This window comes from Wolinella succinogenes DSM 1740 (assembly GCF_000196135.1).
Lineage (GTDB): Bacteria > Campylobacterota > Campylobacteria > Campylobacterales > Helicobacteraceae > Wolinella > Wolinella succinogenes.
In genome coordinates this window covers 1553624-1577671 of the sequence record NC_005090.1, presented here as the reverse complement: position 1 = coordinate 1577671, position 24048 = coordinate 1553624, and the positions used below count along the sequence as shown (strand labels likewise).

Below are 24048 nucleotides of genomic sequence, written 5' to 3'. Positions count from 1 at the left end.
CTATGATTTACCAAATTGCTAAAGAGTTTGATTTTTGTTACGGGCATCGTGTTTGGTCGCAGGAGCTCAATCCTGACTTCTCGCTTGATCCTTGTCTCTCTTGTCGCCATCTGCATGGGCATCAGGGCAAGGTGATTGTCCATCTAGAGAGCAGAGAGCTTCAGAGGGGCATGGTGACGGATTTTGCTCACCTGAATTGGTTCAAGCGCTTCATTGATGAGGTCTTGGATCACCGATTCATCATTGATATTGACGATCCGCTCTTTCCCACGCTGTTGCCCCATTTTGCCGATAAGAGCGCCCTTGTGTGGATGGAAGAGGGCTATGCGCGCGTTGATTTTGAGCGAATCAAAGGAGAATCAAGCCCTATCTTAGAGCTTTATGAGAGCTTTGTAGTGGTGAGATTCGTCCCTACTAGCGAATCGATCGCCTCGTGGCTTTTAGAGCTTCTACGCTCGCGCATCCAACCCTTGGGCGTGAAAGTCTCTAGCGTGGAGTTTCTAGAGACCCCCAAAAGTCGTGCGAGGGTCTATAATGAGGCCTGATACTCTCTCCACCCCTTCTCTCTGAGTCCGCACGCGGGGCACTCTTTGCACCCATACCCCCACTCATAGCGATGGCTTCGATCCCCATTGTAGCAAGTGTGCGATTCTTCGAGGACGAGATCTAACACCCCGCACTCTTTAGCCAGCGCAAAGGTTTGCGCCTTGTTTCGATGAAGCAGGGGATAGGCAAAAAGGATCGAAGAATCGCTCCCTAGATTGAGCGTGCGCTCTAGGTGGGTGATAAACTCTTCGCGGCAATCAGGATAACCTGAGTAGTCCGCTTCGCTGATTCCTGTGATAATGTGGGTCAATCCCTCTCTTTGGGCATAGGCGTGAGCAAGGGTGAAAAAGAGGGCATTGCGATTGGGGACAAATGAGGCGGGGAGATGGGGTTTGGTGCGATGAGGGCTCGCTTTAAGATCGCTGCTTGTCTCAAGAAGAGCCGAATCGCCAAGCTTACTAAAGAGGTCAAACTCTAGGATGAACTGCTTGATTCCAAGCTTTTGGGCGATGAGGCGCGACTGCTCGATCTCGATGCGGTGGCGCTGTCCATAATCAAAGGTGATCGCCTCCACGCTTTTGAAGTGTTTAATCGCCCAGCCAAGGCAGGTGGTGCTATCTTGTCCTCCGCTAAAGACCACGAGAGCATGGGATGAAGAGAGGGCTGAAGGAGTCAAAGAGGTCATGGAATCTCCAATATTTTGTGGGTTTGGAGGCTGAGTCGCCACTCTGGGTGTTCTAGGATGAGCTCCACGCATCTAGCGACATTGGCGGCATTGAGGGCAGAGCCATCGCTTTGAGGCTGGAGGTAGAGGGGTTTTTCTTGGAACAGGGCTAATAGCGGAGTGATGTCTGAGGCGTGGTGGATGATGAATTTCAGCTCATCATACCCCTCTTTGGCGAGGGTATTCCAATTTTTGGGGCTGTAGGTGATCCAATCAGCCGCTTGGATGTGTGCCAAATTATATCCATTGGTCTCGATGGCGACAAAGTAGCCCTCTTTTTGGAGAAACTTGATGAGCGGATTGAGATCAAAAAGAGTGGGCTCGCCCCCTGTGATGACGACAAAGTGCGCGGGGTAGGCGCGAAGTTGCTCTAAAATCGCCTCTTGGCTCTGGTTCTCATATTCGCCTTGGGTGTGGGAGGGCTCATCGCAAAAATCGCAGGCGAGATTGCATCCATGCAGACGAACAAAGAGGGCCGCTTTGCCAGAGTGGTGGCCTTCACCTTGAATGGAGTAGAAAATTTCGGTGACGGGATACATGAACTTCTGCTTTTTTAAGCGGAATCATAACATTTTTGGAGCTTTAAAGGGCTTCTAGGATAGAATCGCCCACCTAAAATCAAACAAAAAAGGCACCTTTGGCGCATGAAAAACATCCGAAACTTCTCTATCATCGCCCATATCGACCACGGCAAAAGCACGCTCGCTGACCGTCTCATCCAAGAGTGTGGCGCGGTCGAGGCACGCGACATGAAGGCTCAGCTCATGGACACGATGGACATCGAAAAGGAGCGAGGAATCACCATCAAAGCGCAAAGCGTGAGGCTTAGCTATCGCTACGAAGGGGAGGATTATATCCTCAATCTCATCGACACCCCTGGGCATGTTGATTTTAGTTATGAGGTGAGCCGCTCGCTTGCCTCTTGCGAGGGAGCGCTTTTGGTTGTGGATGCCAGCCAAGGAGTGGAGGCGCAGACGATCGCCAATGTCTATATTGCACTGGATAATGAGCTGGAGATTCTCCCTGTCATCAACAAGATCGATCTTCCCGCGGCTGATCCTTTGCGAGTGAAGCAGGAGATCGAACAGACTATTGGATTGGATTGCAGTGGAGCGCTTCATGTGAGTGCGAAATCAGGGCTTGGAATCAAAGAGCTTTTGGATGAGATCATCCGCCGTATTCCTGCGCCCAATGGTCAAGAGAGTGCTTCGACTAAAGCGCTCATCTATGATTCTTGGTTTGACAACTATTTGGGGGCTTTGGCGCTTGTGCGCGTGGTGGATGGAAGCATTAAGGTGGGGCAAAACATCCTTGTGATGAGCACGGGCAAAAAACATGAAGTGCTCAACCTTATGTATCCCCATCCTCTTGCCCCCCAAAAGACCCAAGAGATCAAGACGGGCGAGATTGGAATCGTCGTCTTGGGATTGAAAAATGTGACGGATATCGCCGTGGGTGACACCATGACGGATGCAAAGAATCCGACTAAAGAGGCGATTGATGGATTTCAGCCCGCCAAGCCTTTTGTCTTTGCGGGGCTCTATCCCATTGACACCGATCGATTTGAGGAGCTAAGGGATGCGCTCAACAAGCTTAAACTCAACGATTCTTCGATCCAGTATGAGCCTGAGACCTCTGTAGCGCTTGGATTTGGATTCCGTGTAGGATTCTTGGGGATGCTTCATATGGAGGTGATCAAGGAGCGCTTGGAGCGAGAATTTGATCTTGATCTCATCGCTACCGCACCCACGGTTATCTACCATCTCACACTTACAGATGGCAGCGAGGTGAGCGTGCAAAATCCAAGCGAGCTTCCGCCTGAGCAGAAGATTGCCAAGATGGAAGAGCCCTATGTCCGCGCGACCATCATCGTGCCTAGCGAATATCTTGGAAATGTGATCACGATGGTGAGCCGGCGCCGAGGAGTGCAGGAGAAGATGGAATATATCAACGAGACGCGAGTGATGCTTGTCTATGCCATTCCCACCAATGAGATCGTCATGGACTTCTACGACAAGCTCAAATCAGGCACCAAGGGCTATGCAAGCTTTGATTATGAGCCTATCGAATATCGAGAGGGCGACTTGGCGAAGCTGGATATCCGCGTGGCGGGTGAAATCGTGGATGCACTCTCCATTATCGTGCCTAAAGAGAAGTCATACGAGCGGGGTAAAGAGCTGGTTGAAGCGATGAAAGAGATCGTCCCAAGGCAACTTTTTGAGGTGGCGATTCAAGCGAGTGTGGGCAACAAGATCATTGCGCGTGAAACGGTCAAGTCGATGGGCAAGAATGTTACCGCCAAATGTTATGGGGGAGACATCACGCGAAAGCGAAAGCTCCTGGAAAAACAGAAAGAGGGCAAGAAGCGGATGAAGGCGATTGGTCGAGTGGAGCTCCCGCAAGAAGCCTTCCTTGCGGTGCTTAAGATCGACTGATCTAAGAAGGATTAAAAGCCTGTGCCTCTAGGCGCAGTGCGTCTAGAGGTGCGCAGATCTTCAGCCGCCTCTTTGACCGCGCTTCTCACGGCGGTCTGAATAGAGCGAATCTTGTCGCTATAGTTCACTTGGGTCTCATTCCCGATTCCTAAAATCTTCGTGTTCTTCATCTCAAACTGACTCTTTCCTCGATAGGTCTTGGTCTCGTTGAAATTTTGCATTGTGATGACGGTTTCCACGATTAAGAAGGTCTTCTCTTCGGAAGTGACAATGTTTTTATCAAACTTCTCTTTGATGATTCTAGAGGTGTAGAGCAGATCAGTGCTATACCCTGCGCCATAGCCTGAACCGCTGCTGGAGAGCTCAAAGCAGTTGCTATCTCTTAGGGCTTGCAATAGAGCATCACGAACATCATTGGAGCTGATATCAAGCTCGTTGGTGCCATCGCTTCGAATATCACCAATACTGAGTTGATACTCTTTTTGATAGCAAGTCTTGTATAGATCAACATAGGCGTGCTCGACTTTGTTGGCGCAACCGCCAAGCAACCAAAGTGAAGCGAAACTTGCAACTAGGATGAGATTTTTCATGGGTGACTCCTTTTTTTACTTGGTTCCAAAAACTCTATCGCCTGCATCGCCCAAACCAGGGAAGATATAGCCATGTTCGGTGAGGCGCTCATCAATTTTAGCGATAAATATATCCACATCAGGATGCGCGGTGGTGACGGCCTTGATTCCTTCAGGAGCAGCGAGGATGCAGAGGAAGGTCACTTTGGGGACGCCTTGGCTTTTGAGATAATCGATGGCATAGATGGCTGAGCCACCCGTGGCGAGCATTGGATCGACCAAAAAGACGCTTCGTTTAGCGATATCCTCGGGAAGTTTGCAGTAGTAGTGTTTGGGCTCTAGCGTCTCTTCGTCGCGATAGACTCCAATGTGGCCGATTCGAGCATTGGGGATGAGACTCATGACGCCATCCACCATCCCAAGTCCTGCCCTCAAGATGGGCACAACCGCAAGCGAGCTATCGCTTAAGCGGTAGGCTTTGGTTTTGGTCAAAGGGGTCTCCACCTCCACCTCTTGAAGTTCCAATTGCTTGGTCGCCTCATAGAGAATCAGAGAGGAGATCTCCGCGAGATTCTCTTTAAAGCTCTTGGTGTCCGTGTTGACATCGCGAATATTGGTGATTTTATGCTCAATGAGCGGATGTTTGACTTCGATAACAGCCATGGATTAACCTTTGATTCCTTGAAGCTCGACTTTGACTTTATCGAGCTTGGTTTGAGCCTCTTTGAGGGCTACACGATTCTGCTCTAGGACATTTTGAGGGGCATTGGCGACAAACTTTTCATTATTTAACATACCTAGGAGTTTATCCACCTCTTTTTGAAGTTTCTCTTGTTGCTTCTCTAGGCGCGAAATAATGGGGCTAAGATCAAGCTGGGCTGTAGAGAGATAGATCTCGCACTTCTCGCCGACATCCACGACACAAGCCGCGGGTTTTTCGCTCAAAAGCTCAATCGAATCCACTTTGGCAAGCCGCGGGATAAAGGTGTTAATGAGTGATTCATCCATTCCTTGGGGCGCCTTGATAAAGACCACGGGGATTTTTTGGTTGGCAAGCTCAAGGGTGGCTTTGAGGCGTCTAGTGGAGATGATGGCATCCATGATCACCTCAAAGGTCATCTCGATCTTCTCCTCTCTCCAATTTGCCTTAGGATAGGGGAGGATCATGATGGAGGTCGATTCTTCAAGTCTGGCTCCTCCAAGCTTTTGGTAGAGGTGTTCGCTGATGAAAGGCATATAGGGATGAAGCAGTTTCATCGCCTCTCTGAAGATGGCTCCAAGCTCATTGATAGCCTCTTTGTTGGCTTTGCTGAGCTCAATTCCCCAATCGCAGAATTCACCCCAGAGGAATCGATAAAGCACGGTCGCACCATCATTGAATCGATAGCCATCCAGCGCTCCTCTTAGCTCCTCCACGCAGAGGCTAAAGCGTGAGGCCATGTAGCGACCTAGAGGGGTTTGGGGGGTGATTTCATCAAGCGTCTTAAAGCTAGAGGCGTTGAGCAAGAGAAAGTTGGCCGCGTTGTAGAGCTTGTTGGTGAAGTTTTTGCTGATCTCTAGCTGCTGAGAGCTAAGCCGCACATCTCTTCCTTGAGCGCAGAGAATCGCTAGGGTGAATCGAGTCGAATCGCAACCATATTTTTCGATAAGTTCCAAGGGATCGATGACATTGCCTTTGCTCTTGCTCATCTTTTGTCCCTTCTCATCTCGCACCAAGGCGTGGAGGTAGATGTCTTTAAAGGGGAGGTTGTCAAGGAAGTGTTCACCCATCATGAGCATTCGTGCCACCCAGAAAAAGAGAATATCAAAGCCTGTGATTAGGAGAGAGTTGGGATAGAACTCTTGGAGATCCTCTTCTCTCCACCAGCTCCCTTTGCCCGCCTCACCATTGCCCCATCCTAGGGTGCTAAAAGGCCAAAGCGCAGAGCTGAACCAAGTGTCTAGCACATCGGGGTCTTGATGGAACTGAGATCCTTGGCACTTGGGGCAGTGGCTAGGGGTCGTCTCGCTCGCCCACTCATGCCCGCAGTCGCAGTAGTAGACGGGAATCTGATGTCCCCACCAGAGCTGACGGCTGATGCACCAATCTCTTAGCTCTTTCATCCAGGCGTTGTAGTTGTTTTTCCATTGGGCAGGATAGAACGCCGCCTCTCCGCTATTGATTCGCTCAATGGCTTTTTGGGCGACCTCTTTTTTAACAAACCACTGCTTGGAGATGTAGGGCTCGACTACATTGCCGCAGCGGTAGCACTTGCCCACTTGATTCTCATGCTCCTCGATTTTTTCGATATAGCCTTTTTCTTGGAGTTTGGCCACGATGGCCTCGCGTGCTTCAAGGCGCTCTAGCCCTTCAAATTCGCCCGCGTGATGGTTGAGGTATCCCTCTTTATCAAAGACGGTAATGAACTCAAGATCATGGCGCTTGCCCACTTCGTAGTCGTTGGGATCATGGGCAGGCGTGACCTTGACCATCCCCGTCCCAAACTCCCTATCGACATAGGAATCGGCGATGATCTGAATCTCGCGACCAATCAAGGGAAGCACCAGGGTTTGGCCGATGAGATGGGCGTAGCGCTCATCTTCGGGGTGCACCATAACCGCCGTGTCACCAAAAAAGGTCTCAGGGCGCGTGGTCGCGACCACAATATAGTCGCTAGAATCTTTGAAAAAATAGCGCAGATGGTAGAGCTTGCCTTTGTTGGCGTCATACTCCACCTCAATGTCGCTTAGCGCCCCATCATGAGTGCACCAATTGACCATGTAGTTGCCTCGGATGATGTAGCCCTCCTCATAGAGCTTCACAAAGGCTCGCGCGACACTGTTTTTAAGCCCCTCGTCCATGGTGAATCGGGTGCGGCTCCACGCTGGGGAGGTGCCGAGTTTGCGCATTTGAGAGAGAATCGTTCCGCCACTCTCCTCTCTCCATTCCCACACTTTTTCAAGGAACGCCTCGCGCCCCAGCTCCTCTTTTTTGATTCCCTTGGAAAGCAGGCGCTTCTCCACGACATTTTGGGTGGCGATTCCTGCATGGTCGGTGCCGGGCTGCCAGAGGGTTTTGTAACCATCCATTCGCTTGTAGCGTGTCATAATGTCAATGAGAGTGTGGTTGAGCGCATGTCCGATGTGCAGGCTTCCTGTGACATTGGGCGGAGGGAGCATGACGGCAAAGTTTTGATTGGGCTTTTGGATTTGAGCATTCCCCTCGACCTCAAAATAGCCTCGGGTTTCCCAGATTTTGTAGTATGATTCTTCTATCTCTCGTGGGTTGTAGCCTTTGGTTTCCTCTTGGCTCATAACGGGGGTTTCCTTGGTGTTGGTATGGCTTTTGCTTGGAGTCTGTATAGACTTCAAAAATCGTGCGGATTATAGCGGAATCATCTTCAAGCCTCAATAAGGCTTAGGTTCTTGAAGTTTCTCCCCCACCCTAAAAAAAGGAGTTCCCGTGGTGTATGAATTGAAATCTCCCCTCTTAGGTTTTGAAGAGATCAAGGAATTTGATCTAGTTGAAGTGGATGAGATGTTTGCCAAGATTAAAGCAATCAATAACCCCTCCATTGAGATCACGCTTGCTAACCCCTATGCGCTCAGAGAGTATTCCTTTGATATTCCTGCGTACATTCAGGCTCTTTTGGATATAAATGCACAAAGCAAAGTTCGCGTTTTTTGCACGGTGGTGATCCAAAATCCCATCGATGAATCTAGAGTCAATTTCCTTGCGCCTCTTATTTTTAATGATGACAACCAGACGGCGGCTCAAATCGCTCTCTCGATCAAGGACTATCCCGACTTTAGCGTGGCGGACAAGATCAAAAACTATGTGAAGGAGTAACCCTTCTTTTGCCTCTCTCCTCTCTCAATGCGGAGCAGCAAGCGGCTAGCTCCGCTCCCCTAGGTCACAATCTAATCATCGCATCCGCTGGCACCGGCAAGACCTCAACCATTGTGGGGCGCATTGCCCATCTCATGCATCAGGGAATCACACCCCAAGAGATTCTTCTGCTCACCTTCACTAATAAAGCGGCCAATGAGATGATTTCGCGCCTCGCCGCTCTTTTTGGCGAGAGCAAGGCTAAGGCGGTTGAGGCGGGAACTTTTCATGCGGTCGCTTATCGCTACCTCAAAGAGAAGTTTGCCGTGTCACTCAAGCAGCCTAGAGAGCTCAAAACACTCTTTAAGAGTATCTACGAGCGCCGCGTCTTTGTCCAGCGCTCTTCCCAGCCTCCCTACACGGCTAACTATCTCTATGATCTCTATTCGCTCTATCAAAACAGCACGAGCGAGCCATTTATCGAATGGATGAAGAAGCGCCAAGCCGATCAGGCGCTCTATCTTGATATCTATGAGGATGCGTGGGGAGAGTTTAGTGCGCTCAAAAAAGAGTATGGCTATGTGGACTACAACGATCTATTGCTGCTCTACCGCGAGGAGATGAGCAAGGAAGAATCGCCTTTTAAAGAGGTGTTGGTGGATGAGTATCAAGACACCAATCCTCTCCAATATTCTATCCTTCAGGCGATCAATCCTCCTTCTCTCTTTTGCGTGGGAGATTATGACCAAAGCATCTATGCCTTTAATGGAGCGGATATCTCGATCATCGCCTCTTTTGAAAAATCCTTTGAGGATGCACGAATCTTCACGCTCACCAAAAATTATCGCTCCACTGCCCCTATCCTCGCACTGGCTAATAGCGTCATTGAGAAGAATGAGCGAATCTATCCTAAGCGCCTTGAGGTGGTGAAGCAAAAGGTCGCCGCTCCGCCTCCTAGGCTGCTTGTCTATGATGAGCTTTTTTTGCAATACCAAGCGATTGCTAGACGCATCAGAGAATCGACCAAGCCTCACGCGCAAATTGCCGTGATCTTTCGCAATAACTCGAGTGCCGATGGGATTGAGGCGAGTCTCAGAGAGCTTGGTATCCCTAGCAAGCGCAAAGGAGGGGTGAGCTTTTTTGATTCCAAAGAGATTGCGCTTATGCTTGATATCGCTTCGCTCCTCCATAATCCCAAGGATATGATGGCCTTCATTCATGTATTAAGTTATGGCAAGGGAATTGGGAGTGCTATTGCCAAGGATATCTATGAGGCGCTCACAGAGCTTGGCAAGGGCAATGCGATCACAGGGCTTCTCCATCCCGATCTAGAGGTCAAAGAGCCCTATAAAAGGCGAGCGAAAAACACGCAAATGGGGCTTTTTGATGATTTTTTTGAGCTAGGGAGTGTTTCGCGGTTTAAAGATTTGGGGTTTGAGGAGCGATTCCTTGGGAATGGAATCCTCAAACATCCCAAGCTCACCAAAGAGGGGGCGGAGTTTTTGTATCGATTCTATCAAGGAATCAAAGCCTTTAGAGCGCTATCCAATCCCAGTGCATTGATCGTGAAAATCTTCTCATCCGAACTCTATCAAGGAATCGCTAGAAATCTAGCCAAGGAGCGAGCCACTCAAAAAGACGGCTCCATCCATGAGGATCGCTACAAAGAGGCGCTTGAGCGAATCGAGCGTAAAGTGCGCCTCCTAAGAGATCTCTCGGGGCATTATGAAAGTCTTGGGCGATTCCTCAATGCAATGATTCTAGGAAGTGGCGAAATGAGCGAAGGGGAGGGGGTCAATCTCCTCTCCGTGCATGGAGCCAAGGGATTGGAGTATGAGGAGGTCTATATCATCGATCTCATGGATGGGCGATTCCCTAATCGGAAGCTCATGGCGCAAAATGGCAATATCGAAGAGGAGCGACGGCTCTTTTATGTCGCTGTGACGCGAGCCAAGGAGCTCCTCTATCTCTCCTACGCTAAAAGTGATGCGATCAAGAATCTCACCTACGCCCCCTCTCAATTTCTTCTTGAAGCGGGGCTAGTGAAGGCGGAGTAGTTTTATCTCAGCATCTCCAAAGCCCTCTCTTCGCTCTCCTCAATAGCCGTTTCCACCGCCCTTTTTGCCAAATCCAAAAGCCTTTTTGATTCCTCTTTCAACTCAAACGATTTTTTGATTTTTTCTTCGATTTGAGCTTGGATGGATTGGTCGATTATTGGGATTAGAATCTCTTCGATTTCAGAAGGTTTCCAATGCTGTATTATAGAGCCTCCAGCGTCTCTTTGGGCTTGTAACTGCACTACCAAACTATTTAAAACTAAAGTCAAATATTCAGAAAATACATCATCTCTTTTGATTGTCAAATGCAATAATGCACCCGAAGTTATAATATCGGTCTCATTTTTGATTTTGTATGCGATGCCCACCGTGCCGTCTTTTGATAGCAAAATCGTCTCTTTTGTCGGGTGGAGCTGTTTCAAATCCTTTTCACTAAACATATCTTTAGTTAGATAAATATCCGTATCCGTGATACCAAATTTTGTAACATTTGCAACTCTTACAAACGGTATCCCCTCGTTTTGATAAGCTTCGCTTCCGGGTTCGATAGATTTTTTGATTTTTACTATATTGCCAAGTCTGTCAAATTTTGTTTTTTTGATGTGTTTCAAAAGTTCATCATATTTTGGCTGATAATATTCACTATCAAGTCGTCCGCTATTTCCAAAACTCTCTTGAAATGATTTCACGGCGATATTTTCATCACTTGGTTTAAAGTCCAGCAAATCAAGCTCTTGCAAAAGTAGCTCTTCGGATTCTTTGTAGAGGGATTTACTCTCTAATAGTTTTTGGTAGGAAGATTTAACCAATAATTCTATGCCCGATTGAAAGTTATTTGAAAAAATTGGAACTAAAAAATTATTAAAATCTTTTGCATATATTTCTATTTGCCCAGAACTGCCACTATAATATCTATTAATTTGAGACTGCCCGTAATATGATTTTAAAAAAATCGTTAAATAATAAGGGTTTATATTTTTTGCGATAATGACATTTACATGGTTATCAACCGAAAAACTATCATTTAGATAATTAATATTAACCCTACCTAGCGTTCCGATTCCAGTTGCATTTATCAAAACAGCCTCTTTTGGCACTATCTCTCCGTAGCCTGTTTTTGCGCTTTCATAGTCTAAAAAATAATCTCTAACATACTGACTATTCAATACTTTAAGCGTAGAATTTTCATCATATATGGGTTGTCCATACCTAGCATTGAATGAATAATAATCGAATAGATGATTTGAATCTAAGCTCTCAAGTTTATTTTTAACAATAATATATTTTTTTCTAAAAAATTCACTATTTATTCTAAATCTATCATTGTCTTCCAAAACTTCACTAAGTTTTATTTCTACCGCTTCCAGCCCATCCAACAAAGCTCTATATTTCGCTTCATCAAATGGGCTTTCACACTTTCCCGATGCAAAACTAAGCCCCTCTTTTTTTGCAAATTCCAAAAAGGCTTCGGCGATGCCGTCTTGGGTGATACCGTCGTGATTGTATAGGTCGTGCTCCACGATAAGATGGTCGTGGGAATCCAGCCTATTTGAACCATCACTATTTTTGACATAGATTTTATCGCCGCTGTTGTCTTTACTGCTCTTTTGCATCGTGGCAAAAAATATCGGATAGTCCTCTTTTTTGGGGCACAATATAGCATCCCACTTTTGTACGAAAAGGACGCTTGTTTTCGTCCCCGTATGTGGCTTGAATACATTGCCGTGTAGCCCTACGACGGCTAAGATTCTACACTTGGAGGCGATGAAGTCTCTTATATATTTATCGCTAGAGTTGTTAAATCTCCCCTGCGGTAAGACTACCGCCATCCGTCCGCCACTTTTTAGCATCTCCAAGTTTCGCTCGATAAATAAAATATCTCGCCCGACTTTGGTTTGAAATTTACCGCTTGCGTTTTTGCCTAGTTCGTATTGGTGGAGGATGCGGCTCTCTTTTATATCCCCTGCAAAAGGAGGATTTGCCATCACTATATCAAACTCATAGGCTTTGTCGCTGTTTTTGTCGCTCCGTAGTTTTTTGAGCCTTCGCCACCCATCAAAATATATATCTTGCCAACTCTCATCTTTGGTCGTCTCTTCCCATCTGCTAAAATCAAGGGAGTTGAGATTGAGTACATTGGTATGTCCGTCTCCTGCGATGATGTTTAACATACGGCTCACTCGTACGCTCTTATCGTCGAAATCTATCCCGAAAACCTTCTCCCGTACATACTCTAAAGCCCGCTCGTGCTTTTTCTCCGCCGTGAAGAGGTGCGATTCTTCTATCCCTAAATCTTTGTAGATTTTTCTCCACACCTCAAAAACGGTATGGATAGGAAATCCACAACTACCGCTTGCGGTATCTATCATCGTCTCCTCTTCTTGGGGGTTGAGCATCTTTACACACATATCTATCACATAGCGAGGGGTAAAGTATTGACCTTTTTCTCCTTTGCTTGTTTTGTTTACGAGGTATTCAAAGGCATCATCTATGACATCGAGGTTTGAATTAAACAGCTTGACATCTTGTAAGGAGGAGACGCAAACGGAGAGATGCGAGGGGGTAAGGCGTATCTTTTCGTCATCGTTAAAGATTCCGCCCCATTGTTTTTTGGCTTTGGCGAAAATCTCCTCTATTTTTACTTTGAGTTCGCTATCTGATTCTCCGTAGTTTCTAAACTCTAAATGGGTGGATAGTTTTCTCGTGTTTTGGAGTTCATCAAAAAGCTTGATAAAAACAAGCTTGAAAACCTCTTCAAAAACATCCACTCCCGCATTTGCCAAAACTTCGTCCTCCATATCGAGGATGATATTTTTCAAGCTTCGGCGTTGGGTTTTGAGGATGTCTATTTTTATGAGGTCGTCTATGCTTACCCGCTCGGTCAAAATATCTTTGAGACTTTGATTTTGCGAGGGGATATTGGGAATCGGCTCAAAATAATTCGGGTCTTTGCGGTGGTAATAAACTATCTCTTTGCCGTTTGTCCAAATCGCCATCGTCGCACCCGTAGAGTTGCAATAGCTTTTGAGTTGGTCTTTGCCGTCTTTGAGTTTGGGCTTTTTGACTTCGATGATAATATAGGGGACGGTCGGCTGGATTTTGTCCATTATCACGATGTCGGCTCTTTTTACCTCTCGTCCGAAATGGACGGCAAATTCTAATTGCATCCGTTCATAGGGGTAGCCATACTCTTTGTGTAGTTTGATGAGATAGAGTTGTCTCACTACCTCTTCGGGAGTAAGTTTTATCTCTTTTTTGCGGACTTTGCAAACCGTATAGGGGGGGGGGTTAAACCGCTCTTTTGCTCTTTTTGGAAGATTGTCAAGTCATCGATATGTTTTTCTAATAAATCTAAACTATAGTCTGAATCTCTAAGAATATCGGATATTGTCATTATAAAACCCCTAGTTGTTTGTTGTTAAATCTTTTGAAGTGCCAGCTTGGCTGGTATTATAACCATTAGTACTTTGAGCTTATATGATTTTTTTTGGGGGTGCGCTAGAGATCCACCCACTCTGCTTCGCATGCCTCTTTAAGTTTCTCTGGCGCTAGGCGTATCTGTTTGCCTCGCATCCCAGCGCTCACACATACGCACTCCCGCTCCCTAGCGCGAGAATCGATAAAGGTGCGATAGTGCTTTTTCATCCCTAGTGGAGAGCATCCCCCACGGATATAGCCCGTCACTTTGAGCAGCTCTTTGGTCGGAATGAGCTCGCATCGCTTGCATTGTGCATTCCTAGCGAGCGCTTTGAGATCAAGCGTGGCAGGGGCAGGGAGGCAGATCACGAGATATTCGCCCGTCTCACTCACGCAGACAAGCGTCTTGTATATCTCCTCCTCATCCATCCCTAGCGTCTGCGCTACATGCACGGCGCTCAAATCCTCTTCGTCCACTTCATAATCGATAATCTCGTAAGCGATTCCCTTTTTATCGAGGATTCGCGCGGCGTTAGTCTTTTGGCTCATTGGGATTCTCTCCTCTTTTTCTCTCCCGCCATTATGCTACAATCCCTCTCAAAAATCGCCCAAGGAGTGTGCTATGAAGCCATCACGAGCCAAGATTGCCATCGTTGGTGGGGGAGCAGGGGGGCTCTTGGCGAGTCTTTGGCTTGGCGAGTCAAAGAGCGTGGAGATCTTTGAGCAGAACTCCAGCGTTGGCAAAAAGCTCCTTGCTACGGGCAATGGACGGTGCAATATCACCCATGTGAGCGCGAGCGAGCGAGACTACTTTGGTGAATCCCCCTCCTTTGCCAAAGAGGCGCTAGAGAGGTTTGGATTCCCCGAATTTGAGGCGTTTTGTCGCTCTATCGGCCTCTATCTGAGCGTGCGAGAAGTTGGACGCTGCTATCCTGCCTCCAACGAGGCCAAGTCCGTGCTCTATGCACTTGAAGAGAGCGCAAGGGAGAGAGGCGTGAAGGTGCATCTTGATTCTTTGGTGGGGGGACTAAGGCGTGTTAAGGGGGCTTTTGAGCTGGAGCTTTCCTCAGGAGAGCGCTTGGGTGGGTATGAGGCAGTGATTCTTGCGACAGGCTCAAATGCCGCTCCTCAGCTAGGAGGAGGAGAGAAGGGTTACTCTATAGCCCAAAGTCTGGGGCACACGATCGCTCCGCTCTACCCTTCGCTTGTGCAGTTGCATCTTGATTCCCCTCTGCTTTCGCGTCTAGCAGGGGTGAAATGCGAAGGAAGGGCACGGCTTTGGGTTTTGGGCAAGCCAGTCCAAGAGGAGGAGGGCGATCTTTTGTTCACCTCTTATGGGATTTCAGGCTTCGCGATTCTTGACCTCTCCCAAGCCGCCTCCTTGGCACTTCTGTTGGGTCAAAAGGCGGAGATTGAGCTGGACATCGCTCCTATCTTCACCCAAAAAGCACTCCAAGAATCGCTTCAAAATCTACGCCAAAGCTCACCTAATCGCTCGATTCTCTCTATTTTGGGAGGATTCATCTCGCCCAAAATCGCTCAAGCGATTCTCAAAAGCTTGAGAATCGACCCCTCGCTTTCCCTAAAAGGGCTAGCCCCCAAGGAGATTGAATCGATTCTGGGGCGAATGAAATCATGGAGGTTTCCCATCACCAAGACGCATGGATTCAAGCATGCCGAGGTGAGCGGAGGAGGGGTGAGGACGAGTGAGATCGACCCTCATACGATGGAATCAAAGAGAGTAAAAGGGCTCTACATCATCGGGGAGATGCTCGATATTGTAGGAAAAAGGGGAGGCTATAACCTCGCTTTTGCGTGGGCGAGCGCCTATTTGGCCGCGAGGAGTCTCCTCACTCGCTGACCTTTTTGATGAGCTTCTTGGCTCGTTTGAGCGCCGATTCGGCCTCCTCATCTTTGATGAGCAAGACGGCCATGCGCCTCCCCTCATGGCTTACGGGCTTTCCAAAAACGCGAAAATCACAATCTTTGGCGTAGGCCTCTTTGGGGAGGGTTACGCTAGGGGTTTGTGATTCTTGGGAGGATTTAAAAGCCGCACTTGCACCCGCACTGATGCGCTCTACATGGAGGGGCGCGCCAAGTACGGCTCTTAGGTGGAGGGCGAATTCGCTGAAATTTTGCGTGATCAGTGTCACCATGCCTGTGTCATGCGGTCTTGGGCTTACTTCACTGAAATAGACCTCATTTTTCTTGATGAAGAGCTCTACGCCAAAGATGCCTCTTCCTCCAAGGGCGGAGACGACATCGCGGGCGATTTTTTGAGCTTTTTTGAGGACACTTTTTTTCATCTGGGCGGGTTGCCATGAGAAGATGTAGTCACCCCCCTTTTGGATGTGCCCGATGGGGTCGCAGAAGGTGATTTTTTTGCCATTGTTGAGGGTGAGGAGGGTGATCTCGTAATCAAAAGGAATGAACTCCTCCACGATGAGCTCGCTGCTATCGCCTCTAGCCTCTTTGGCTTCCTCAAAGCACGCCTCAATCTCTTCAGCCATACGGCAGACGCTCTGCCCATGTCCTGAGCTGCTCATGACAGGTTTGATCACGCAAGGATAGCCGATCTCCTCTGCAGCCGAACGTAACTCATCGAGCGTTTTGACGAATCGATACTGGCTGGTTTTGACTCCCACTTCCTCGGCGGCAAAGGTGCGGATTCCTTTGCGATTCATCGTGAGGCTGACAGCCTTGGCGCTTGGAATCACGCAAAACCCCTTCTCTTCCGCCTCCAGTAGCGCCTCAAGGCTGATCGCCTCTACTTCAGGGAGGATGTAGGTGGGATTCTCTTTTTGGATGAGATCTAGGAGCGCCTCTTTATCCTGCATATTGACCACATAAGAGCGGTGGGCTACGCCGTGTGCGGGAGCATTTTCATACTTATCCACCGCGATGGTTTCAAGACCTAGTCGCTGGGCCTCAATGATGACCTCTTTGCCTAGCTCGCCACTGCCAAGGAGCATGATTTTGATGCTATTGGGTGTAAAAGGAGAGGGGAACTTCATAGGAATCCTTTATCCATGGGGATTATTCTCAAAATATTATAACCTTCTTTGTGTATAATCCACCTCATTAATCTCACATTTAAAAAAAGAAGGAATCGTATGAAAGTTGTCGTCATCCAAGGTCCCAATCTCAATATGCTCGGTATTAGAGAGCAACGCCTCTATGGCCCTATGAAGCTAGAGCAGATTCATCAAAATATGAAAACCTTTGCCGATCAAAACGGTATGGAGGTGGAGTTTTTTCAAAGCAACCTTGAGGGTGAGATTGTGGATAAGATCCAAGAGTGCCTAGGTGATGCCGATGGGATCATCATCAATCCTGCCGCCTACTCTCACACCTCTATCGCCATCCGTGATGCCATCTCAGCTGTCTCTCTGCCCACGCTTGAAGTGCACATCACCAATATTCATGCCAGAGAAGAGTTTCGCCGACATAGCCTCACGGCTGAAGTTGCGGCAGGCGTGATTGCGGGCTTTGGACCTTTTGGCTATCACATGGCGATGATCGCGATGCATCAGATTCTTAGCGAACTTGGTGCGCTCAAAGAGGCACAAGCCAAAGCGCAAGCTCAAGCCCAAGAGGGTGCTAAGGAATCCTAATCATGGAGTTCTATCTCACAAGAGATGAGAATGCGCTCTACCATGAGTGCGGGTATAGTTGTGACAATGCGATTCTTCTCCGCTTGGGGGAGGAGCGCTATTTTTTCACCGATGGACGCTATAGCCTGGAGGCCAAAGGGGTCATCCAAAACGCTGAAGTGATCGAGAGTAGCGACCTAGTGAAATCCGCTAGAGCCATGCTCAAACGACTCTCTCCTAGGCGGATGATCTACAATCCTTTGGAGCTAAGCGTTGGATTCTTTAACGATTTGAGTCGAGGGCTTAAGACCCGCTTCACTCCAGTGCCCCATTTTCACCAAAAGCGTCGCATCATTAAAACTCCCTACGAAGTGGAGCTAATAGCCCAAAGCCAAAGGCTCAATGTCAAAGCCTATGAGCGATTTGCACGCTATTTGAGTGAAAAGGGCGAGGGAAAAACCGAATCCAGACTCCATTTTGAGGCACGGCGATTCTTGGAAAAGAAGGGAAAGTATGAGCTCAGCTTCAACCCCATCGTAGGAATCAATGGCAACGCCGCCAAGCCCCACGCGCTTCCCACGAGCGATCGACTCAAAGAGGGAGATTTGATCCTCTTTGATGCAGGAGTGAAGTTTGAGCGCTACTGCTCTGATCGCACTCGCACGGCCTGCGTGGGAGAGGCAATGAGCTTTGATAAGACTCAGCACTTCAAGGACTCAACCCTCCAAAAGATTTATGACACGGTGCTCAAAGCCCAAGAACACGCCATCAAACACGCTAGAGTCGGGATGAAAGCCAAAGAGATTGACGCTCTTGCAAGAGGCGTGATTGAGGAGGCAGGTTATGGGAGCTACTTTGTCCACTCTACGGGACATGGAATCGGACTAGATATTCATGAGTTGCCCATCATCTCCAAAAGGAGCGAGACGGTGATTGAGGAGGGGATGGTCTTCTCTGTGGAGCCTGGCATCTATATCCCCCATCATTATGGCGTGAGAATCGAAGATCTCGTAGTGATGAGAGAGGGCAAGGCTCGGGTGTTATGATCATCGCGCCTTTGGGTGAGAATCGGGCTTTATGCTATGATAAGTTTTTCCCTTCCCCCTTTCGTCCCTCTTCAAAGCGCTATGAGGTCGTGATTGGAGTCGGCGGGAATCTAGGTGAGGTTCCGCGCTCTTTGCAGGGGCTCTTTAGGGCGCTTCAAAAAGCCAAAAGAGTGGATATAATTTCAACATCGCCGCTCTATTACAACCCAGCGTTTGGGTACACAGAGCAAGCCCCTTTTTACAATGCAACCATGAGGCTTGGGTGGAGTGGGGGTTATGGGGAGTTTTTCGCCTATACAAGCTATCTAGAGAGGCGCTTTGGACGGCCTAGGAAGCGAGCGTTTAAAAACGCTCCGAGGAGTCTTGATATCGACATTCTCTTCTTTGATGGGATGAAGATAAAAACTCCAAGCCTCACGATTCCCCATCCTTGTTGGGCGGAGCGGGATTTTGTGTTGATTCCATTGATGTTAGATTCTTAAAACAAAGAGGGCGGATGAAACTATTTACCTACAACGGCGAAACGCCGGCGGAGGCACTGAGAGTCGCACAGCAGAAGCATGGCGAGGAGGCTTTGGTGGTGAGCACCAAGGAGATTCGCAAGCGCTCCTTGACGCAGCCAGCCCTCTATGAGATTGTCATTGCTGTGGATGAGGAGAAGGTGCAGCTCAAAAAAGAGGAGGAGAGCCTCTCTCAAAAAAGCAACAAAGTGGCGGAGCGACTCGAAGAGATCGCTCAAAAAGAGCGCGAACGGCGAAAAACGCTTCTTCAAGCCCCCCAAGGGAAGCTTGATGACGTCTCCCTCCAGCTCTCTGATGCGGTGCGTCAAATCTCCAAGATCGCCAATGTCTCCACCGCGCAACCTCCAAAAAAAGAGCCTCCGCGGGTCATGCATGAAGCCACTCCTGCTGCGTCCTCTCCCTCCAGTAGCGCTTCTTCGCATCCTCGCGTGATGGAGAGTGCCTCTAGGGAAGATGTGAAGGAGCTCAAGCTCATCAAGAGCGAGATTGACAAACTCAACGACAAAATCAAGCTCATTCAGAATATGTTTTGGGAGGAGAAGGGGCCTAAGCGTGAGGGGCTCATCATCCCTCACGAGTTTGCCGAAATCTACCGAATCGCCAAGAGCAGCGGGATGCATCGTGATCATCTCGATAAGATCATGCAGCTCACGCTGGAGCTCATGCCTGTGAAGATGAGGGAAAACTCGATTCTCATCAAACGCTACTTTCGCGAGGTGCTCCGCAAGATGGTCTATTGCCGCCAAGAGAATCTAGAGAGCGGCGCGCGCAAGATCGTGATGCTCGTAGGTCCTACGGGCGTGGGCAAAACCACCACGCTTGCCAAACTTGCTGCCCGCTATTCGCGCATGATGAGCAAAAACTACAAAGTGGGAATCATTACGCTGGACACCTATCGAATCGGCGCGGTTGACCAGCTCATGTTTTATGCTAAAAAGATGAAGCTGAGCATCGATACGGTGGTTGATCCGACAGAATTCGTGGGAGCGATCAATTCGCTTAAATATTGCGATTATATCCTCATCGACACGGTGGGAAGCTCTCAACACGACAAGCAAAAGATCGATATGCTCCGAAGCTATGTCAATAGCGATCCGCACTGTAGTATTGATGTGAGTTTGGTGGTCTCTTCCACCACCAAATACGAGGATTTAAGAGACATTTACCACACCTTCTCCGTGCTTAATGTGGACACGCTCATCCTCACCAAGCTCGATGAGACACGCGGTTTTGGAAATGTCTTTTCCCTTATCCACGAGACCAAAAAACCTGTGAGCTACCTCTCCATCGGGCAAGAGGTGCCCACGGATCTGATCGTGGGAACGAGTGAATATTTGGTCGATTGTCTGCTGGATGGCTTTAAAAAGGTGGATCGATGAAGAATCAAGCTCAAAAGCTTGAGGAGCTCATGAAGGAGAAGGAGACTCCTAAAAATTCCAACACCAAATTTCTCGCCATCACAAGCGGCAAGGGAGGCGTGGGCAAAAGCACTATTAGCGCCAATCTTGCCTACACCCTCTGGAGCCTGGGCTTTCGCGTGGGGATTTTGGACGCGGATATCGGTCTAGCCAACTTGGATGTGATGTTTGGGGTCAAGAGCGATAAGAATCTCCTTCATGTCCTCAAAGGGGAGTGCAAGCTAGAAGAGATCATTATCGCCATCGAAGAGGGGCTCTATCTCATCCCTGGTGAGAGCGGGGCGGAGATTTTGAAATACTCAGGTGAGTTGATGTTTGAGCGATTCATGGAGGAGACAGCGCTTCTTGATTCGCTTGATTTTGTGGTGGTGGATACGGGTGCGGGCATTGGAGAGCATATCCAAGCCTTTCTCAATAGCAGTGATGAGGTGATCGTGGTGACCGTCCCTGACCCCGCTGCCATCACGGATGCCTACGCCACCATCAAGGTGACGGCACGTCAAAAGAAGCGAATCTTCATGCTTATGAATATGGTCAAAAACGAGAAAGAGGCGAGCGGAATCTTCGAAAAGATTAAAAAGGTCGCCGACCAAAACATCGGAAATGGCCTTAGGCTTGAGCTTTTGGGCAAGTTAGAGCAAGATGGCGCCGTGGCTAGGGCGACTAAGACTCGCACTATTTTTGCCAAGGAGCAACCCAACGCCCCTGCCTCCTTGGAGCTTCAAAATATCGCTAGAAGCGTGGCTAACAAGGTGGAACGTAAAGTGCTTGTGAATGAAGACAAACGCTTTGGAAGATTCTTCAAAAGGATTTTGGGGCACTTCTAGGATCAAGCGGTTTTGGGGTATGGTTTATAGAAGGAGCTTGGCTGGATGAAACTGGACAACTATATCAGTTTTGCGATCGTGAATGGATTCTTCCTCGGTCTTGTGCTGGCGATTTTGAAGTTTGACGCACCTGAAATGATCGTGATTTGGACTTTTTTTGTCACAGTGGGGCTCTATCTTCTCGTCCTGCTCTCCGCTTCGTTTTTCATGCTCTTTTTTGACTACAATAGCAAACGACTCAATAAAAAGCGCCACGATTCGACGCTAGAGTACTTCGTCCACGAATTTGACAAACGAGAGAAAGTGGTCGATAAAGTAAGAGAGTTCATTCGCTCAATGGAACTCGGAGCGAATGATGAGGAAGCTGAGGCCACTTCAGGAAAACCCAAAAAGGCGTAAGTGATGTCACCAAAAGAGGGGCAGGGGTATTCGCAACATCTTAAATACAGCCAAGATGAGCTGGCGGTCTCCTATCTCCCAGCGGTCAAGGCGATGGCCTATCGGCTCAAAGAGCGACTGCCAAGCTCGATAGATACGGCCGACCTCGTCTCCATTGGAGCGGAGGAGCTCATCAAGCTCTCTAGGCGCTATAACGAGGCGCTCAATGACTCCTTTTGGGGATTTGCTAAAACGCGGGTGCAAGGGGCGATGCTTGATTATTTGAGGAGTCTGGATGTGGTGAGCCGAGGGAATCGAAAGCTCATCAAGCAGATTGATGTTGAGATTTCCCACTACATGAACGAACACTCAAGCGAGCCAAGCGATGAGTATCTTGCAGAGGTTTTGGGCGAGGATATCAAAAAGATCAGAGAGGCTAAAATCGCCTCGGATATCTATGTTCTCATGCCGATTGAAGATCAGCTGAGCGCACTCCACGAGGAGGCGACCGAGGGGAGAATCGAGCAAGAGGAGCTGGTGGGAATCATCAGCGAGATACTGGAATCGCTGAGTGAGCGCGAGCAGCTCATCATCCAGCTCTACTACTTTGAGGAGCTCAATTTGAAGGAGATTAGCGAGGTGCTAGAGATCACTGAATCGCGAATCTCTCAAATCCACAAAGAGGTGATCAAAAAAATCCGCGAGAGGTTAGGAGGGGCCCATGGCTGATATTCTAAGCCAAGAAGAGATTGATGCACTGCTTGAAGTGGTCGATGATGATGGTGATACTGAGGTTTTAGAGAAGCATGATATCCTCAGCCAAAAGCAAGTCACCCTCTATGACTTCAAGCGCCCCAATCGCGTTAGCAAGGAGCAACTCAGAGCCTTTAGGGGGATTCATGACAAAATGGCGAGGAACCTGAGTAGCCAAATCTCTGCCATTATGCGTTCTATTGTAGAGATTCAGCTTCACTCAGTAGATCAGATGACTTATGGAGAGTTTTTGATGTCACTCCCCTCGCCCACGAGCTTCAACGTCTTTTCGATGAAGCCTTTGGATGGGACGGGAGTCTTGGAGATCAACCCCTCTATCGCTTTTCCAATGATTGATCGTCTCCTGGGTGGCAAGGGCGATCCCTATGAGGCGACACGGGAGTTCAGTGATATTGAGCTCAATCTTTTAGACACTATTTTGCGCCAAATGATGCAGAATCTCAAAGAGGCGTGGGCGCCTGTGGCAGAGATTTTCCCCTCGGTGGACGCCAAAGAATCAAGTCCAAACGTCGTTCAGATCGTAGCGCAAAATGAGATTGTCATTATGGTGGTGATGGAGATCATCATCGGACACTCTAGTGGCATGATGAACCTCTGCTATCCAGTCATCTCTCTAGAATCGGTGCTCTCCCGACTGGCAAGCCGTGATTTGATGCTCTCAGAGACTAGCTCTAAAAAGAGCCGAAATCGAGAGCTTCAGGCTTTGCTTGGGGGTGCGGCGGTCAATATTTCTGCAGTGCTTGGCGGAACAAGCCTTGATCTTAAAGAGGTCTTGGAGCTTGGCGTGGGAGATATCGTGAGGCTGGATCGACCCGCTGATGATACGGTCATTGTTAATGTGGATGGACGCGAGAAATATATCGCTACTATCGGCTTGCAACGCTACCGCAAAACCGTTAAAATCAAAGAGGTCATTAAAACCGAAAAAGATCAGGTCAAAGAGATTCTTGAAATGCTCGAAGCCCAAAGAAAGAGCCGAGCGAGTGATGTTAAGGGAGAAGAGGGCGAATGAAAGAGTTTATCAAGCATATCACGCAAGAGACCATAGCCACCATCGAGGGGCTGACAGGGCATACGCCTGATGTCTCCTATTTGGACGAGGGAGGGGTGGCGACAAAAAACATCCAAGCTCCCATGGCGCTTATCTACCTTAACACCACAGGCGAGGGAAGCGGAAAGATCGCCTTTCTTGTGCCGCCTGCGCTTGGAACGGCGCTTGCAGATTTGATGCTTGGGGGCGAGGGGGAGAGTCGCGAGGAGATGAGCGAGGATGATGTGGACGCGACTAAAGAGATCGCCTCCAATATCTTTGGAGCCATCTCCACCGCCCTGAGTGCGCAAAAAGAGCTCCCTAAGCTCAATTTCGCTCCTGAAAAGGCGGACTTTGTTCAAGGGGGGAGTATCGACCTCTCCTCTTTTGAAAAAATCTTCACCTTCTCTTTTTCGCTCAACACGATTCGCTCTGAGCTCTACTTGGCAGTCGATTCTTCGTTTGTGAAGATTTTTGAGCCAAAGAGTGCTCCTAGCGCCTCTGCGTCCTCGTATAGCGAGAGTGGAAGTTCATTTGGCGGGAGTTATAGCGGTGCACCCAATGTAAATCTCAGCGAGCCTGAGATGAAAAATATCGGGATGCTTTTGGATGTCAAGCTCCAAGTGAAGGTGCGAATCGGACAGAAGAAGATGCTCCTTAAAGATGTCATTTCAATGGATATTGGAAGCGTGGTGGAGCTCAATCAGCTTGCCAATGACCCTTTAGAGATTCTAGTGGATGATAAGGTGATCGCCAAGGGTGAGGTGGTGATCGTGGATGGAAACTTCGGAATCCAGATCACCGAGATCGGCACCAAACGAGAGCGTCTTGAACAGCTCCGAGGATAATGTCTATTAATTTGCTAGATTTAGTATAGATTAGATTAAACTTTCCTAGGGTAGAAT

General features: G+C 48.5%; 22 protein-coding genes. 14 read left to right on the top strand and 8 right to left on the bottom strand.

From position 1 onward, the window contains the following. The first annotated feature begins 2 nt into the window (after positions 1-2). Entirely contained in the window at positions 3-545 is a 543-nt protein-coding gene (locus WS_RS07815) for a 6-carboxytetrahydropterin synthase (RefSeq protein ID WP_011139473.1), read from the top strand. On the opposite strand, the gene queC is transcribed toward WS_RS07815, so the two are convergent. Next, on the bottom strand, positions 530-1231 hold the full coding sequence (gene queC / locus WS_RS07810) for a 7-cyano-7-deazaguanine synthase QueC (protein WP_011139472.1): 702 nt from the start codon (positions 1229-1231) through the stop codon (positions 530-532). The genes WS_RS07815 and queC overlap by 16 nt on opposite strands. Then, positions 1228-1809, bottom strand: a complete 582-nt coding sequence (locus tag WS_RS07805; RefSeq protein WP_011139471.1) for a 7-carboxy-7-deazaguanine synthase QueE — start codon at positions 1807-1809, stop codon at positions 1228-1230. Before WS_RS07805 ends, queC begins: the two co-directional genes overlap by 4 nt. Positions 1810-1914: 105 nt before the next feature. Between WS_RS07805 and lepA the strand changes: the two genes are divergently transcribed. After that, on the top strand, positions 1915-3705 hold the full coding sequence (gene lepA / locus WS_RS07800) for a translation elongation factor 4 (RefSeq protein ID WP_011139470.1): 1791 nt from the start codon (positions 1915-1917) through the stop codon (positions 3703-3705). Between the two features lie 11 nt (positions 3706-3716). On the opposite strand, the gene WS_RS07795 is transcribed toward lepA, so the two are convergent. Genes WS_RS07795 through WS_RS07785 form a run of 3 tightly spaced genes read right to left on the bottom strand, consistent with a single transcriptional unit; the run spans position 3717 to position 7568 of the window. Beyond that, complete coding sequence (locus tag WS_RS07795) at positions 3717-4295, bottom strand: hypothetical protein (protein WP_011139469.1); 579 nt, start codon at positions 4293-4295, stop codon at positions 3717-3719. Between the two features lie 15 nt (positions 4296-4310). Then, entirely contained in the window at positions 4311-4937 is a 627-nt protein-coding gene (gene upp / locus WS_RS07790; protein ID WP_011139468.1) for a uracil phosphoribosyltransferase, read from the bottom strand. A 3-nt stretch (positions 4938-4940) separates the two neighbouring features. After that, the gene (locus WS_RS07785) at positions 4941-7568 is read right to left on the bottom strand and encodes a valine--tRNA ligase (RefSeq protein ID WP_041571867.1); all 2628 of its coding nucleotides are present in this window, start codon (positions 7566-7568) and stop codon (positions 4941-4943) included. 148 nt (positions 7569-7716) lie between these two features. On the opposite strand from WS_RS07785, the gene fliW reads away from it, so the two are divergent. Together fliW and WS_RS07775 are read left to right on the top strand one after the other, a co-directional pair. Next, entirely contained in the window at positions 7717-8103 is a 387-nt protein-coding gene (fliW, locus tag WS_RS07780; protein WP_011139466.1) for a flagellar assembly protein FliW, read from the top strand. A gap of 8 nt (positions 8104-8111) precedes the next feature. Next, positions 8112-10139, top strand: coding sequence for an ATP-dependent helicase (locus tag WS_RS07775; RefSeq protein WP_011139465.1), 2028 nt, complete (start codon positions 8112-8114; stop codon positions 10137-10139). Between the two features lie 2 nt (positions 10140-10141). Here WS_RS07775 and WS_RS11165 read toward each other — a convergent pair whose 3' ends face one another. Both WS_RS11165 and ybaK read right to left on the bottom strand, forming a co-directional pair. Beyond that, positions 10142-13363 carry an N-6 DNA methylase gene (locus tag WS_RS11165; RefSeq protein ID WP_011139464.1) on the bottom strand — a complete coding sequence of 1074 codons (3222 nt, stop codon included), beginning with the start codon at positions 13361-13363 and terminating at the stop codon, positions 10142-10144. A 274-nt stretch (positions 13364-13637) separates the two neighbouring features. Next, positions 13638-14105, bottom strand: coding sequence for a Cys-tRNA(Pro) deacylase (gene ybaK / locus WS_RS07765; protein WP_011139463.1), 468 nt, complete (start codon positions 14103-14105; stop codon positions 13638-13640). A 73-nt stretch (positions 14106-14178) separates the two neighbouring features. Between ybaK and WS_RS07760 the strand changes: the two genes are divergently transcribed. Continuing rightward, entirely contained in the window at positions 14179-15417 is a 1239-nt protein-coding gene (locus WS_RS07760; RefSeq protein WP_011139462.1) for a BaiN/RdsA family NAD(P)/FAD-dependent oxidoreductase, read from the top strand. Here the strand turns inward: WS_RS07760 and purT are convergent. Continuing rightward, positions 15407-16570, bottom strand: a complete 1164-nt coding sequence (gene purT / locus WS_RS07755; protein ID WP_011139461.1) for a formate-dependent phosphoribosylglycinamide formyltransferase — start codon at positions 16568-16570, stop codon at positions 15407-15409. The genes WS_RS07760 and purT overlap by 11 nt on opposite strands. Before the next feature lie 99 nt (positions 16571-16669). Between purT and aroQ the strand changes: the two genes are divergently transcribed. The 9 genes from aroQ to fliY are packed head-to-tail and all read left to right on the top strand — an operon-like array spanning position 16670 to position 23991. Further along, a complete protein-coding gene (gene aroQ / locus WS_RS07750) occupies positions 16670-17170 on the top strand; it encodes a type II 3-dehydroquinate dehydratase (RefSeq protein ID WP_011139460.1) in 501 nt (166 codons plus the stop codon). Positions 17171-17172: 2 nt separating this feature from the next. Continuing rightward, positions 17173-18195: a M24 family metallopeptidase gene (locus WS_RS07745; protein ID WP_011139459.1), complete on the top strand. Its 1023-nt coding sequence runs from the start codon at positions 17173-17175 to the stop codon at positions 18193-18195. Beyond that, positions 18192-18677, top strand: coding sequence for a 2-amino-4-hydroxy-6-hydroxymethyldihydropteridine diphosphokinase (folK, locus tag WS_RS07740; protein WP_011139458.1), 486 nt, complete (start codon positions 18192-18194; stop codon positions 18675-18677). Before WS_RS07745 ends, folK begins: the two co-directional genes overlap by 4 nt. 14 nt (positions 18678-18691) lie before the next feature. Next, on the top strand, positions 18692-20095 hold the full coding sequence (flhF, locus tag WS_RS07735; RefSeq protein WP_011139457.1) for a flagellar biosynthesis protein FlhF: 1404 nt from the start codon (positions 18692-18694) through the stop codon (positions 20093-20095). Continuing rightward, a complete protein-coding gene (locus tag WS_RS07730; protein ID WP_011139456.1) occupies positions 20092-20961 on the top strand; it encodes a MinD/ParA family protein in 870 nt (289 codons plus the stop codon). Before flhF ends, WS_RS07730 begins: the two co-directional genes overlap by 4 nt. 45 nt (positions 20962-21006) lie before the next feature. Beyond that, a complete protein-coding gene (locus WS_RS07725; RefSeq protein ID WP_011139455.1) occupies positions 21007-21360 on the top strand; it encodes a hypothetical protein in 354 nt (117 codons plus the stop codon). Positions 21361-21363: 3 nt separating this feature from the next. Further along, complete coding sequence (locus tag WS_RS07720; protein WP_041571866.1) at positions 21364-22068, top strand: RNA polymerase sigma factor FliA; 705 nt, start codon at positions 21364-21366, stop codon at positions 22066-22068. Next, the gene (fliM, locus tag WS_RS07715) at positions 22061-23125 is read left to right on the top strand and encodes a flagellar motor switch protein FliM (protein ID WP_011139453.1); all 1065 of its coding nucleotides are present in this window, start codon (positions 22061-22063) and stop codon (positions 23123-23125) included. The genes WS_RS07720 and fliM overlap by 8 nt, the downstream gene beginning before the upstream one ends. After that, positions 23122-23991, top strand: coding sequence for a flagellar motor switch protein FliY (gene fliY / locus WS_RS07710; RefSeq protein WP_011139452.1), 870 nt, complete (start codon positions 23122-23124; stop codon positions 23989-23991). The genes fliM and fliY overlap by 4 nt, the downstream gene beginning before the upstream one ends. The last annotated feature ends 57 nt before the right edge of the window (positions 23992-24048 follow it).

What these genes read in the sequence shown, in the direction of transcription:
- WS_RS07760 (WP_011139462.1), top strand. Translation starts at nt 14,179, where the DNA reads ATGAAGCCATCACGAGCCAAGATTGCCATCGTTGGTGGGGGAGCAGGG.
- flhF (WP_011139457.1), top strand. Translation starts at nt 18,692, where the DNA reads ATGAAACTATTTACCTACAACGGCGAAACGCCGGCGGAGGCACTGAGA.
- lepA (WP_011139470.1), top strand. Translation starts at nt 1,915, where the DNA reads ATGAAAAACATCCGAAACTTCTCTATCATCGCCCATATCGACCACGGC.
- queC (WP_011139472.1), bottom strand. Translation starts at nt 1,231, where the DNA reads ATGACCTCTTTGACTCCTTCAGCCCTCTCTTCATCCCATGCTCTCGTG.
- WS_RS07725 (WP_011139455.1), top strand. Translation starts at nt 21,007, where the DNA reads ATGAAACTGGACAACTATATCAGTTTTGCGATCGTGAATGGATTCTTC.
- ybaK (WP_011139463.1), bottom strand. Translation starts at nt 14,105, where the DNA reads ATGAGCCAAAAGACTAACGCCGCGCGAATCCTCGATAAAAAGGGAATC.
- WS_RS07720 (WP_041571866.1), top strand. Translation starts at nt 21,364, where the DNA reads ATGTCACCAAAAGAGGGGCAGGGGTATTCGCAACATCTTAAATACAGC.
- upp (WP_011139468.1), bottom strand. Translation starts at nt 4,937, where the DNA reads ATGGCTGTTATCGAAGTCAAACATCCGCTCATTGAGCATAAAATCACC.
- purT (WP_011139461.1), bottom strand. Translation starts at nt 16,570, where the DNA reads ATGAAGTTCCCCTCTCCTTTTACACCCAATAGCATCAAAATCATGCTC.
- fliM (WP_011139453.1), top strand. Translation starts at nt 22,061, where the DNA reads ATGGCTGATATTCTAAGCCAAGAAGAGATTGATGCACTGCTTGAAGTG.
- WS_RS07805 (WP_011139471.1), bottom strand. Translation starts at nt 1,809, where the DNA reads ATGTATCCCGTCACCGAAATTTTCTACTCCATTCAAGGTGAAGGCCAC.
- aroQ (WP_011139460.1), top strand. Translation starts at nt 16,670, where the DNA reads ATGAAAGTTGTCGTCATCCAAGGTCCCAATCTCAATATGCTCGGTATT.
- WS_RS07730 (WP_011139456.1), top strand. Translation starts at nt 20,092, where the DNA reads ATGAAGAATCAAGCTCAAAAGCTTGAGGAGCTCATGAAGGAGAAGGAG.
- WS_RS07795 (WP_011139469.1), bottom strand. Translation starts at nt 4,295, where the DNA reads ATGAAAAATCTCATCCTAGTTGCAAGTTTCGCTTCACTTTGGTTGCTT.
- WS_RS07785 (WP_041571867.1), bottom strand. Translation starts at nt 7,568, where the DNA reads ATGAGCCAAGAGGAAACCAAAGGCTACAACCCACGAGAGATAGAAGAA.
- WS_RS07815 (WP_011139473.1), top strand. Translation starts at nt 3, where the DNA reads ATGATTTACCAAATTGCTAAAGAGTTTGATTTTTGTTACGGGCATCGT.
- fliY (WP_011139452.1), top strand. Translation starts at nt 23,122, where the DNA reads ATGAAAGAGTTTATCAAGCATATCACGCAAGAGACCATAGCCACCATC.
- WS_RS07745 (WP_011139459.1), top strand. Translation starts at nt 17,173, where the DNA reads ATGGAGTTCTATCTCACAAGAGATGAGAATGCGCTCTACCATGAGTGC.
- folK (WP_011139458.1), top strand. Translation starts at nt 18,192, where the DNA reads ATGATCATCGCGCCTTTGGGTGAGAATCGGGCTTTATGCTATGATAAG.